A 12368-nucleotide genomic window follows, 5' to 3' on the forward strand; every position below is an offset into this window, starting at 1 on the left:
TGCACGTCCTTTCGTACGACCGCCGGGGGAGCGGGCGATTGCGCGTCCGGCGGCGGCCTGCACAGGGGGAGCGGGCCGCCGCCGGACAGTCTTCGGCGGTGGTGGCCGACTGCCGCCCCTGGTCCGGGCGGCGGTGGGGAGCCGGTCACCTGGTGGAGGACGCTAAACCTGATGGTGACGGCCCGGTAACGCATGTCCACAACTGGCATGAGGTGATCGGCGATTGACCGCAAGTGACGGTGATCCCGGTCCGGGGCCGCCGCCTTCGCACGGAGCGCTGACCGAAGCGGCGGTTCCGACGCGGGGCGGGACGGGACGGTGCTATGGGCCGCATATATGCAAGGACCGGGAAGCGCTAACGAGGGCCGGTGTCGGACGGTCCCCGAGCCCCTGATTAGGCTCCGGACCCATGGACGTACTCATCCATCTCTTCGTCGGCCTGCACATCATCGGCATCGCCGCGCTGCTCGGCGGTTTCCTCACCCAGATGAAGGCGATGGGCCAGGGCACGGCCCGCTTCGTCCCCGGCATGCTGCACGGCGCGCTGACCATGCTGGTCACCGGCGCGATCCTGGTCGGCCTCAACCAGGCCGACGATCAGCACGTCAACAACATCAAGATCGGCATCAAGCTCGCGCTGCTGATCGTGATCCTCGGCCTCGTCTATGTGAAGCGCGACGAGGAGGCGGTCGACAAGAGCCAGTTCGCGCTGGTGGGCGGGCTGACCATGGTGAACATCTTCATCGCGGTCCTGTGGACGTGACCCCGGACGCGGCGGCGAGGTAGAACCGGACCGTCCCCGCGGCGACCACCAGCCAGGCCGCCACCGCGATCCACAGCACCACCTCCCCGGGCGTCCGCAGCCACGAGACGTCCACGGCGGTACCCACGGACAGCATGGTCGCCGCCGTCATCCCCAACGGGAACACGGTCGACCAGCGGCGCACGTCGAAGCGCAGCCGCGGCCAGGCGGCCTCGGCGGCCACCAGGACCACGCACCAGGCCACGTCGAGCACCAGCAGCACGACGGTCACGGCCCGCAGGACGCCCCGGTCGTCGGAGTTCCACAGGTACAGGCGCGCGCTGTCGGCGGCGATCAGCTTCGACCCGGCCAGCGCCGAGACGGCCAGCGCGCCGCCGACGATCCAGTGGTCCCCGGCCCCGGTGATCACCTGCTGCCACTCGAAACGGGCGAGCGCGAAGCCGTAGAGGACCAGCCCGAACCAGAACAGCACCAGCGCCGTGTGTGCGAGCCAGGCCACCGACTCGGCCGCGGCGATCGTCGCCCCCAGGACGGCCAGCGACTGGGTGGCCACACAGCCGAGGAACACGGTCCCGGGCATACGTCCTTGCCAGGTCCGTACGACCCGCACGAGCAGCCAGGGCCACAGCACCGCCGCCAGCGCCAGCAGCGCCTCGGCCACCGTCTGCCGACCCGCCGCCGAGAACCGCGTTCCCAGTACGGCGGTCGCGGCCGTGGCGGTCAGCGCGCCGGGCGTCCCCGCTTCCGTGAGCCACCGCCGCCGGTCCCACAGCAGGCGTACGGCGAAGTCCGCGGCCAGTCCCAGCCAGAAGGCGCACGCCACCACGAAGGCGATGCGGGACAGCACCCCGTACCCCGTGACCCGCAGGCCGACCGACACGATCGCGGTGGCCATCACGACGGCCCCGGCCGCCGGCGGACGCTGCGCCCACCAGGCGCGGAAGCGGGAGATACCGGTATCGGACATGGCCCGATGCTAGGGAGCGGCCCCGGTGCCGACGACGGGCCACGCGCGCGTGGGGCTCAAAAACACCTGCACGCGTGTGTGCGTGCCGAGAACCCGCTCAGGCCGGCCGCACCACGCTGTGGACGGTCGCCGCGCCGTCGTGGTGGACAGGCTCCTCGCGGACGTAGGCGCCGGGCTTCGGGGCGTGGATCATCGTGCCGTCGCCTACGTAGACACCGACGTGGGTGATGTCGTCGTGGAAGAAGACCAGGTCACCGGGTTGCGCGTCGGCAAGGGAGACCGTCGTGCCGGCGTTCGCCTGGTCGGTGATCACGCGCGGGAGGGTCACCCCGGCGGCCTTCCAGGCGGCCTGGGTGAGGCCCGAGGAGTCGTACGAGCCGGGTCCGGCGGCGCCCCAGACGTACGGCTTGCCGACCTGCGCGCGGGCGAAGGCGACTGCCTGCTGCTGCGCGAGCGCCGCCGCCTCCTGCCGCTTCCGCGCGGTCGGCCGCGCCAGCAGTTCGCGCGCGGTGGAGAGCTTCTTCTGGACCGTGGCCTTGGCCGTCCTCAGGTCGCTCTGCGTGTCGTCGGGCGTGGGGAGGCTCTCGGGCGTCTCATGCCGAACCGCGTTCTTCTGGCGGCTGGTCAGCCGGCTCATCAGCTGGGCCTGCTCGAAGTAGTCCTGTGGGGTGTCCGGGAGCAGGAACGTCGAGGCGTCCGGGGCGGAGGCCCTGGTGCGGTACTGCGCGGCGGTGAACGAACCCAGCCGCTCCCGCGCGGAGTTGAGCGTCCGCGCGAGCTTGGGCACGTCCTCCGGGCCGGTGTCGACGCGCCCGCGCTGCCTGGCCGCCCTCTCCCTGGTCGCGTTGTACGTCTCGGTCCCCGACTCCGCCCGCCGGTAGAGGTCGTCGACCTTCCGCTCGACCTCTCCGAGGCTCCGGTCGCCGTCGTCGGCGGCGGGGGTCCATATGCCTGCGATGCGCGAACCCGCGGAACGCGGCTTGCGGTGCGACGACGCCAAAGGAGACGACTCCTTCCAGATGATGCCTACGGTCCGTGCCCGGAACGGGAGTTGGACCGACGCACCCCAGGTCGGCGGGGTCGTACGGCTTGATCGAACGCTAACCAATTCGTGTGGCTTGTGTGAAGGTTGATGGCCGATATGCCCGGTACGCGGCCGTGAGCTTGGCCATGCTCGGGGTCGGTCGTCGCTGGTCGTGACCGACCGGTTCTGGACCGTGAATTTTCCCGAGTTTTCGGGGTGGCAGTCGGTTGTCAGTGGGGCGCCCTAAACTCGGAAGGCGATGAGCAGCCTCTTTGACGACAGCTTCCTGGCGGATCTCCAGGGCCCCCGTGCCCACGAGGGAGAGCCCCCGCCCCCGCCCGAGGACGAGCACGGACCGGAGCCGATTCCGGACGACCTGTTCGGCGGGAAGTTCGACGTGCCCGCGAGCAGAGACGCCCACTACCGGGACGGCGCCCCCCGTCCGGTGGCCGACCCGGCGGCGCTGCTCGACGGGCTGAACGAGAACCAGCGCGCGGCCGTCGTCCACTCCGACACCCCGCTGCTCATCGTGGCCGGCGCCGGCTCCGGCAAGACCCGCGTGCTCACCCACCGCATCGCCTACCTCCTCGGCGAGCGCAATGTGCACCCCGGGCAGATCCTCGCGATCACCTTCACGAACAAGGCCGCGGGCGAGATGAAGGAGCGCGTCGAGCAGCTCGTCGGCCCGCGCGCCAACGCGATGTGGGTGATGACCTTCCACAGCGCGTGCGTCCGCATCCTGCGCCGCGAGTCGAAGAAGCTCGGCTTCACGTCCTCGTTCTCGATCTACGACGCCGCCGACTCCAAGCGGCTGATGGCCCTGGTCTGCCGCGACCTGGACCTCGACCCGAAGCGCTTCCCCCCGAAGTCCTTCAGCGCCAAGATCTCGAACCTGAAGAACGAGCTGATCGACGAGGAGGACTTCGCCGCCCAGGCCGCCGACGGTTTCGAGAAGACCGTCGCCCAGGCCTACGCGATGTACCAGTCGCGGCTGCGCGAGGCCAACGCCCTCGACTTCGACGACCTCATCATGACGACGGTCAACCTGCTGCGCGCCTTCCCGGACGTCGCCGAGCACTACCGCCGCCGCTTTAGGCACGTCATGGTCGACGAGTACCAGGACACCAACCACGCGCAGTACGCGCTGGTGCGCGAGCTGGTCGGCACCTCCGAGCACCCGGTCGACGTCCCGCCCAGCGAACACGACCTGCCGCCCGCCGAGTTGTGCGTCGTGGGTGACGCCGACCAGTCGATCTACGCCTTCCGCGGGGCGACGATCCGCAACATCCTCCAGTTCGAGGAGGACTACCCGAACGCGACGACGATCCTCCTGGAGCAGAACTACCGCTCCACGCAGACGATCCTGAGCGCGGCCAACGCGGTCATCGAGCGCAACGAGTCCCGCCGCCCCAAGAACCTGTGGACCAACGCGGGCGCGGGCGCGCAGATCACCGGCTATGTCGCGGACACGGAGCACGACGAGGCGCAGTTCGTCGCCGAGGAGATAGACCGTCTCACCGACGCGGGTGACGCGAAGGCCGGAGACGTCGCCGTCTTCTACCGGACGAACGCCCAGTCCCGTGTCTTCGAGGAGATCTTCATCCGCGTCGGCCTGCCCTACAAGGTCGTCGGCGGTGTCCGCTTCTACGAGCGCAAGGAGGTCCGGGACGTCCTGGCCTACCTGCGCGTCCTGGCCAACCCGGAGGACGCGGTCCCGCTGCGCCGCATCCTCAACGTCCCCAAGCGCGGCATCGGCGAGCGCGCCGAGGCGATGATCGACGCCCTCTCGCAGCGCGAGAAGATCAGCTTCCCGCAGGCGTTGAAGCGCGTCGACGAGGCCTACGGCATGGCCGCGCGGTCGACGAACGCGGTCAAGAAGTTCAACACGCTGATGGAGGACCTCCGGACGATCGTCGAGTCCGGCGCGGGCCCGGCGACGGTCCTGGAGGCGATCCTCGAACGCACCGGCTACCTCGCCGAGTTGCAGGCCTCCACCGACCCGCAGGACGAGACCCGCATCGAGAACCTCCAGGAACTCGCCGCCGTAGCGCTCGAGTTCGAGCAGGAGAACAGTGACGGGGAGAGCGAGACGCCGGTCGGGCTCGCCGCCTTCCTGGAGCGGGTGGCGCTGGTCGCCGACTCCGACCAGATCCCCGACGAGGACGAGGACGGCTCCGGAGTCATCACGCTGATGACCCTGCACACCGCCAAGGGCCTCGAGTTCCCGGTCGTCTTCCTCACCGGCATGGAGGACGGCGTCTTCCCGCACATGCGCGCCCTCGGCCAGGCCAAGGAGCTGGAGGAGGAGCGGCGCCTCGCGTACGTGGGCATCACGCGCGCGCGGGAACGCCTCTACCTGACCCGCTCGTCGCTGCGCAGCGCGTGGGGACAGCCGTCGTACAACCCGCCCTCCCGCTTCCTGGAGGAGATCCCGGCGGCGCACGTGGAGTGGAAGCGGACCGGCGCGATGGCCGCTCCGCCGTCGACGGGACCGGCCTCGGGTATCGCGTCCTCGCTGTCCTCGTCCCGCTCGCGCTCGTCGGCGGCGGGCGCCTCGGGCTTCGCCACCCGCCGCACCTCGGAGAAGCCGGTCGTGGCACTGGCCGTCGGCGACCGGGTCACGCACGACCAGTTCGGGCTCGGCACGGTGGTCGGCGTGAACGGCACGGGGGCGAACGCGGAGGCGACGGTCGACTTCGGGGAGCCGAAGCCGAAGCGGCTGCTGCTGCGGTACGCGCCCGTGGAGAAGCTGTAAGCCGTACTGGCTTGAGTCGTAAGGGAGTTGGGGCGGCGGCTTAGGTCGGGTCGAGCCCGTGGCTGCGGAGCCACGGGAGCGGGTCGATCGCCGCCCCGCCCGCCGGGCGCACCTCGAAGTGCAGGTGCGGGCCGGTGGAGTTGCCGGAGTTCCCGGAGTACGCGATCGAGTCGCCGGCCTTCACCGTCGTACCGGAGGCGACCCGGTAGCTGGAGAGGTGGCAGTACCAGGTCTGCGTGCCGTCCTTCTCCGTGAGGATCAGCATGTTGCCGTAGGCGCTGTTCCACTTCGTGGAGACGACGCCGTCGGTCGCGGCCATCACGTTCGTGCCGTACGAGACGGGGAAGTCGATGCCCGTGTGCACGGACATCCAGTTGACGCCGGCCTGGCCGAAGTAGGCGCTGAGGCCCTTCTGCGTCACCGGCAGCACGTACTTGGGGCGCAGCCGCTCCTTGCGGGCCGCCTCCGCCGCCGCCTTCTTCTTCTCGGCCTCCTGCTGGGCCTTGAGGTCGATACGTTCCTGCGTACGGCTGGCCCGGTCGGCGAAGTCGTCGGCACCGGCCGACAGGCTCTTGATCTGGGCGTCCAGCTTGTTGTTCGCGACGGACGGCTTGACCGAGGTCGCGTCGGACGCGGAGGCCGTCGTGTCGCTGCCGCCGGTGAACGTGCCGACGGACGCGGCGGCGATCCCGGCGACCCCCATCACACACGCGGACGGTACGGCGATGGTCATCAGCGCGGACCGCTTCGGGGGCGTACGGCGGCGGGAACGGCTCCCGTTGCGGGCCGCGGCGCGCGAACCGGCCGGGGCCGCGGAGGGGGTGAACTCCTCCTGGTCGTCGAGGAGTTCGGGCTGCGACGAGGACGCGTCCGGTTCCGGCTCGGCCTCGTCGAGGACGGGCATCTCGCCGGTGGCGGTCAACTCGCCGGTCAACTCGCCGTCTTCCGGGGCGGGTTCGTCGTACGTGCCCTCGTGCGTCCCGTCGTACGACGCCTGTTCAAAGGTGGTGGTCGCGTCGGCGGCGGTGCCGTCGGCGTTCCACTGCGTGGCGTCGTACGTGCCGGTGTCGAAGGTCTGCGTGCCCCATTGCCACTGCTGGGTCTGGTCGGCGGGGGTGGCGGCATGCGCCGAAGTGTCGGGCTGGAGCCAGGCGTTCGCGTCCCACTGGCCGCTGACATCGGGGGCACCGGTCTGCGGCGGGATGGCGGACAGCTGCTGGTAGTCGGCCGACCAGGCGGTGGTCTCGTAGGCGCCCGTGTCGTAGGCGGCGTGGTGCTGGGCCGCGTACGGGTCGTAGTTCAGGGTGTGTTGGGCACCCGTGGACCAGCCGGAGGAGTCGTAGGCGCCGGTGTCGTGGCCGTGGCTCTGACCGCCGCCCGGCATGTCGCCGAAGAGGGGGTCGGTCGCGAAGGTCGCGGTGGCCTGGGCGGCCGCGCCCGGGTGGAAATCCGTGGCGGTGTGGTCGCCGTACGTGGTGAAGTCACCGTACTGGGCGTCCTGCCCGCCGTACGACGCGTAGTGCGCCGAGGTGGCATCGGAAGCCGGAGCCGGGGTGGTCATGGTCCCCGACGGGTGACGATCGTTCACCAACTTCTCTATTCGCCTCGACAACAGGGGCTGCCAGAGCAGTGCGGTGGACTGTACCCGGCAGTATGCGGGCACGACAATCTTCGTCAGGTTTCGCGTCAGCAGGAAACGGGCATTCGGCCGTGTTTCGGGGGACGGCGGGCACGGGTTTGGCCGTGGGTTCGAATAGCGTTCGATCTTCGGGGTGCTGTGTGCCCGCTGTCGGTATCCGGTCAGGCCACTGTCAGACCTCCGGCGTGGGGGCTCGCGTGGGCGCCGGTGCGGTTCGCGGCCGGGGTTTTTGGCAGCGGGGTGTCGAGGGCCTGGCGGATGCCGGTCGCGACGGCCGGGTGGACCGGCAGGGCGAGGTGGCCGATGCCGCTGACCTGGACGTTCTGGGCGATCAGGTCGGGATGGTCGACGCAGGCCGTCTCCAGCGGCTCCATCAGGTGGTCGAGGTCGCTCCAGAAACTGACGAAGTGCGTACGGCAGCCGGGCGCGGGGCGGGCCAGCTCCTCGATCACCGGCGAGCCGGGCCGCATCTGCCGGACGATCGGGTGGGCGTTGGCCAGCGGGACGACGGCCGTGCCGGAGTGCGGGGTGCCGAGCGTCACCAGCGTGCGGACCCGCAGGTCGCCGCCGAGCCGCTGCACGTAGTACCGCGCGATCAGCCCGCCGAGGCTGTGCCCAACGATGTCGACCTCCCGGCTGCCGGTGCGCTCGCAGATCTCCTCGATGTGTCGGCCGAGCAGTTCGGCGGCGGTGCGGATGTCGCAGGTCAGCGGCGAGTAGTTGAGGGACTCGACTTGTCGGCGGCCGTGCTGGGCCAGGGAACGGCGCAGCAGCACGAAGACCGAGCGGTTGTCGATGAACCCGTGCAGCAGCACCACCGGCGGCTTCGCCTCGGTCGGCAGCTGCGTCGCGTCCTCCGGTGCGGGCGGCTCGGGCAGGGGTTCCCGGTGTTCCTGGGTGATGCCGGAGGGATAGAGGAGGAGGTGGCCCGCGAGGATCACGATCTCCAGGGCGGTCGCTTTCAGGAGGGTCATCGAGAGGCCCGCCAGCCTGCTGGGCAGGAGGCGCTGACATAGCGGGAGAAAGGGCGCTGCGACCCCGGTGACCTTCATGGCCGACCTCCTGTCGGCACACGGAACGACAGCTCCGTCCCCCGTGTGCCCTCGTGGGAGGCCACGGCGAGGATCACCGGCGGTGCCCGAGGGGTACGCGTGGGGTGGGTGCGGCGCACGGCGTGACCGACGCCGTCGATGTACCGAGGAGCCCTGTCGGTCTGGCGACGAGGCTTCCCGCTGTCGTGCCGTACCTGCCCTGCGTGCCCTACGTGCCTGCGCCGATGCGCCGTACCACCGGGCCGCGCGGCCTGCGGCGCGGTGGTACGGCGACCTCGTTGCGGCTCCCGGTGCGCTTGTTCCCGCTGGAACGCTGCGCGGTGAACGTGTCCCATCGTGTGATTTCCCCCTCGGTATCCGCCGCGAAACTGCCGGTTGCGGGATGCTGGAGATAACGTTCGTTCACTTCCCGCACTGATGCGGGTACCGCGGTACCCGTGGGTAGGGATGAACGCAGTCGCTTCATGGAGGCAGTGATGGGTGTGGCAGCCGGTCCGATCCGCGTGGTGGTGGCCAAGCCGGGGCTCGACGGCCACGATCGCGGGGCCAAGGTGATCGCGCGGGCGCTGCGCGACGCAGGTATGGAGGTCATCTACACCGGCCTCCACCAGACCCCCGAGCAGATCGTCGACACCGCGATCCAGGAGGACGCCGACGCGATCGGCCTCTCCATCCTCTCCGGCGCCCACAACACCCTCTTCGCCGCGGTCATCGACCTCCTCAAGCAGCGCGAGGCGGAGGACATCCTCGTCTTCGGCGGCGGCATCATCCCGGAGGCGGACATCGCCCCCCTCAAGGAGAAGGGCGTCGCGGAGATCTTCACGCCCGGGGCGACGACGCAGGCGATCGTGGACTGGGTGCGGGAGAACGTCCGGCAGCCGGCCGGGGCGTAGGGCCTGCAGGGGTTTCTTTTCAGCGCGGGCCGGCGTTTTCAGCCCGTCCGGCGTTTGAGGACGAGGCCGTTCAGGCCGAAGGGGGGTTTGGGGGCACAGCCCCCAAGCTTCTACGGCGCCTCCAACACCCCTAGTTCCTCCGTCATCGCCGCGCGCAACCGCAACGTCGTGACCAGCCGCTGAAACGCCTCCGCCCAATAACCCCCCGCACCCGGCGCCGCATCCTCCGTCTCGTCCGGCACCGCCAGCAACCCGTCCAGCCGACCCGCCTCGCCCGGATCGAGACACCGCTCGGCCAGCCCCATCACCCCACTGAAACTCCACGGGTAACTCCCCGCGTCCCGCGCGATGTTGAGCGCGTCCACGACAGCCCGCCCAAGCGGCGCAGCCCACGGCACCGCACACACCCCGAGCAGCTGAAACGCCTCGGACAGCCCCTGCGCCGCGATGAACCCGGCGACCCAGTCGGCCCGTTCGCCCCCGCCCAGCGTGCTGAGCAGCTTGGCGCGCTCGGCCAGGGACACGGCCCCCGGCCCGCCCGCCTCCGGTGCCGACGGAGTCCCCAGCAGCGCCCGGGCCCACTCGGCGTTCCGCTGCCGTACCGCCGCCCGGCACCACGCGGCGTGCAACTCGCTCCGCCAGTCGTCCGCCACCGGAAGCGCCACGATCTCCGCGGGCGTACGTCCGCCGAGCCGCCGCTCCCAGGTCCCGAGCGGCGTCGCCTCCACCAACTGGCCGAGCCACCACGAGCGTTCACCCCGACCCGCCGGAGCCTTGGCCACCACACCGTCCCGCTCCATCCCCGAGTCGCACTCGTGCGGCGCCTCGACCACCAGGCCCGGTTCCTCGCGCGTACGGTCGACGGCCACGCAGGCCGACGCCCGGACCGCCATCCGCGCGGCGAGCGCCGAACCGGGGAGCGCCGACAGCAACTCCGCCGCCGTGGCACGGACGTTGCGGCTCCGGTCGGCCAACGCCTGCTCCAGGAAGGGCTCGTCCTCGGCGGAGAGCCTCATCCGCAGCGAGTCGAGGAACATCAGCCGGTCCTCGGCCCGCTCCGTCGCCCAGGTCGTGACGAGCAACTCCCGCGCGGCGGGCGGCCGGTGCGTCCGTATCGCCGCGAGCAGGGCGACCCGCTCGGCGAACAGCCCCTCCTGCCACAGCAGTTGGACCTGCTCCGGGTCGGCGAGGTCCGGCAGGGCCGTGCCGCCGCCCGGCGTCGCGCGCAGGGCGAACCGCCAGTCCGGGTTCAGCCGGGCCAGCCACAGCGCGCGCGGGCCCGCGAACTCCAGCGCCGCCGGCCGCAGATCCGTACGCCCCCGGGCCGCGTCCAGCAGCGCGGGCAAGGCCTGGACGGGGGCGGCGAACCCGCGCGCGTTGGCCGCCGTCAGCCACTGGGGCAGCAGCTCCATGAGATCCGGCGAGGTGCCCCTACGGCCCCCACCGCCCGTACCCGGACGGTCGGTCAGCAGCATCGCCAGCCTGCGCGCCGCCGCGGCGGGCAGCGCCGGACGCGCGTCGGGCGCGGCCGGTTCCGGACGCTCGGCCGCCCGCGTCGGAGTCAGCCCCGCCCGCCGCCGTACGGTCTCCACGGCCGCCGCGTCCAGCAGGGCCACGGGTGCGTCCTGGCCCGGCGCGCACCCCGGAGGCGTACGACGGTCCGTGCCGAGCAGCGCGGCGGTGACGAGCTCTTCCCAGTCGCCCGCCGGGGGCGCCGGAGCGGAGGTGCTGTTCATGCGGTGCCTTCCGTCGAGTTGGTGAGTGGGCTCAGCACAGGGACACCGGCTCTCCCGCCCCCTCCGGCCAGGCCGTCAGTGGGGTGAAACCCCGGTGGCCCAGTTCGCCGAAGACCTTCACCGGGGCGCCGCCGGAGAGGGCAACGAGCCGCCACAGGCCGGGGCGGGAACGGGCGGTGGGCGTGAGAGGGAGCGCCAAGTCCGCGTCGGCGTCCGCCAGTTGCCAGGAGTCGCCGTCCGGGGTGGGGACGACCCGGTCCAGCGTCACGGGGACGGAATCCAGCCAGGGGTCGTGCCGTAGCGCTTCCCCGTAGTGGACGGCGGCCTGAGCCGTCGTCACCCCTTGCGGCCGTGCCGTCGTAGGCGAAGGTGCCGCGAACTGCTCACCCAGGGACGCCCGGAGCTGTCCGGCGCCCGGGAACGCGGACACCTCCGCGTCCAGGGCGAGCCCCATGGGCAGCGCCAGCTCGGGGGCGCGGCCGGCGGCGCCGTAGGAGAGGAGGAGGGACGTGCGGCCCGAGTCCGTGCCGTGCAGCCAGATTCTTCGGGTCGTCAGTTTCGGGTCCGTCGTGTCGTACTGGGCGAGGACCAGCCAGTGGTCGCGCAGGGGCGGGCCGTCCGGTGCGGCGGGCAGGCCGATGCGGGAGCGGACCGTGGCCGCCAGGTCGTCGGGCAGGTGCTCGCGGCGCAGCCAGGCCTGGTCGAGGAGGTGGAGCAGGGCGCTCTCCTCCAGCAGGCGGACCGGCCAGCCGGGGCCCGAGGACGGGATCGCCCCCAACTCCCTTGCGCGCGCGGCCAGTCCGGGGGCCTGGGCGTCGACCATGCGGGCCGCGGTCTCCTCCCACAGTCCGTACCCCGCCTGCTCCGCCGAGGCCAGGCCGGTGCGCAGCAGGTCCGTCAGCCGCTGCTCCAGCTCGCCCGCACCCGCGGTGATCCGCTCGGCCCGGCGCTCCGCCCGGCGCCGCGCGGCTTCCGGATCAGCGGCGGCCGGGGAAGCGGACGCCCCCGCCGCCCGCTTCTCCTCCGTCCGCTTCCGCCGCCCCGCCAGCCACTCCTCGGCCCAGCCCGGCGCCTGCCGCGACGGGACCGCGCCGTCCTCGCCCGCCCACAACAGCAGCAGTCCCAGCGCGTGCTTGCACGGGAACTTGCGGCTCGGGCAACTGCACTTGTACGCCGGACCCGCGGTGTCCGCGATGTCGACGACCGTCTGATACGGCTTGCTGCCACTGCCCTTGCACAGCCCCCACACCGTCCCCTCGTCAGAACTGCCCGCCTCGGACCACGGCCCCGCCGCCCCGAGCTTGCTTCCCGCTTTGCGTGACGCTGCGTCAGGCGCCAGTGCCAGCACCTGATCAGCCGTCCAGCGCACCCCCTGCTGAGTCATGTCATCGAAGGTAGATCCCGGCACTGACAATCGGTCCGCGAGCGGGCGGCGGGCGGCTGGCGGGGCGCTGGGGTGCAGGCGGGCTGCGGGTGGTGGTGCGGACGGTCCCGCGACCGGCTTCGCGAACGCGTTTTCGCAGGTCGGAACGCGTTGTC

The 12368-nt window shown here is 71.6% G+C and carries 9 protein-coding genes; 3 read left to right on the forward strand and 6 right to left on the reverse strand.

The features are described 5' to 3' along the window. Positions 1-409: 409 nt before the first annotated feature. Positions 410-763 (forward strand): hypothetical protein, encoded by a 354-nt coding sequence (locus OO69_RS09855; RefSeq protein ID WP_033280089.1) that lies wholly within the window; start codon positions 410-412, stop codon positions 761-763. Here the strand turns inward: OO69_RS09855 and OO69_RS09860 are convergent. Both OO69_RS09860 and OO69_RS09865 read right to left on the reverse strand, forming a co-directional pair. Continuing rightward, complete coding sequence (locus OO69_RS09860; protein WP_033280090.1) at positions 741-1730, reverse strand: tellurite resistance/C4-dicarboxylate transporter family protein; 990 nt, start codon at positions 1728-1730, stop codon at positions 741-743. The two genes, OO69_RS09855 and OO69_RS09860, sit on opposite strands and share 23 nt — an antisense overlap. A 97-nt stretch (positions 1731-1827) precedes the next feature. Continuing rightward, entirely contained in the window at positions 1828-2688 is an 861-nt protein-coding gene (locus OO69_RS09865; RefSeq protein ID WP_420707863.1) for a C40 family peptidase, read from the reverse strand. A 325-nt stretch (positions 2689-3013) separates the two neighbouring features. Between OO69_RS09865 and pcrA the strand changes: the two genes are divergently transcribed. Further along, positions 3014-5509 carry a DNA helicase PcrA gene (gene pcrA / locus OO69_RS09870; protein WP_033280092.1) on the forward strand — a complete coding sequence of 832 codons (2496 nt, stop codon included), beginning with the start codon at positions 3014-3016 and terminating at the stop codon, positions 5507-5509. Positions 5510-5549: 40 nt separating this feature from the next. On the opposite strand, the gene OO69_RS09875 is transcribed toward pcrA, so the two are convergent. Next, complete coding sequence (locus tag OO69_RS09875) at positions 5550-7070, reverse strand: M23 family metallopeptidase (protein ID WP_033280093.1); 1521 nt, start codon at positions 7068-7070, stop codon at positions 5550-5552. Positions 7071-7309: 239 nt separating this feature from the next. After that, a complete protein-coding gene (locus OO69_RS09880; protein ID WP_033280094.1) occupies positions 7310-8200 on the reverse strand; it encodes an esterase/lipase family protein in 891 nt (296 codons plus the stop codon). 476 nt (positions 8201-8676) lie between these two features. Between OO69_RS09880 and OO69_RS09885 the strand changes: the two genes are divergently transcribed. After that, positions 8677-9093: a cobalamin B12-binding domain-containing protein gene (locus OO69_RS09885; protein WP_033280095.1), complete on the forward strand. Its 417-nt coding sequence runs from the start codon at positions 8677-8679 to the stop codon at positions 9091-9093. Between the two features lie 110 nt (positions 9094-9203). On the opposite strand, the gene OO69_RS09890 is transcribed toward OO69_RS09885, so the two are convergent. Both OO69_RS09890 and OO69_RS09895 read right to left on the reverse strand, forming a co-directional pair. After that, positions 9204-10829, reverse strand: coding sequence for a DUF5691 domain-containing protein (locus OO69_RS09890; RefSeq protein WP_033280096.1), 1626 nt, complete (start codon positions 10827-10829; stop codon positions 9204-9206). Between the two features lie 31 nt (positions 10830-10860). Beyond that, entirely contained in the window at positions 10861-12213 is a 1353-nt protein-coding gene (locus tag OO69_RS09895; protein ID WP_033280097.1) for an SWIM zinc finger family protein, read from the reverse strand. Positions 12214-12368: the final 155 nt, after the last annotated feature.

It is taken from the genome of Streptomyces sp. NRRL F-525 (assembly GCF_000716605.1).
In the GTDB taxonomy this organism is placed as follows: domain Bacteria; phylum Actinomycetota; class Actinomycetes; order Streptomycetales; family Streptomycetaceae; genus Streptomyces.

What these genes read in the sequence shown, in the direction of transcription:
- OO69_RS09855 (WP_033280089.1), top strand. Translation starts at nt 410, where the DNA reads ATGGACGTACTCATCCATCTCTTCGTCGGCCTGCACATCATCGGCATC.
- OO69_RS09890 (WP_033280096.1), bottom strand. Translation starts at nt 10,829, where the DNA reads ATGAACAGCACCTCCGCTCCGGCGCCCCCGGCGGGCGACTGGGAAGAG.
- OO69_RS09885 (WP_033280095.1), top strand. Translation starts at nt 8,677, where the DNA reads ATGGGTGTGGCAGCCGGTCCGATCCGCGTGGTGGTGGCCAAGCCGGGG.
- OO69_RS09895 (WP_033280097.1), bottom strand. Translation starts at nt 12,213, where the DNA reads ATGACTCAGCAGGGGGTGCGCTGGACGGCTGATCAGGTGCTGGCACTG.
- pcrA (WP_033280092.1), top strand. Translation starts at nt 3,014, where the DNA reads ATGAGCAGCCTCTTTGACGACAGCTTCCTGGCGGATCTCCAGGGCCCC.
- OO69_RS09880 (WP_033280094.1), bottom strand. Translation starts at nt 8,200, where the DNA reads ATGAAGGTCACCGGGGTCGCAGCGCCCTTTCTCCCGCTATGTCAGCGC.
- OO69_RS09875 (WP_033280093.1), bottom strand. Translation starts at nt 7,070, where the DNA reads ATGACCACCCCGGCTCCGGCTTCCGATGCCACCTCGGCGCACTACGCG.
- OO69_RS09860 (WP_033280090.1), bottom strand. Translation starts at nt 1,730, where the DNA reads ATGTCCGATACCGGTATCTCCCGCTTCCGCGCCTGGTGGGCGCAGCGT.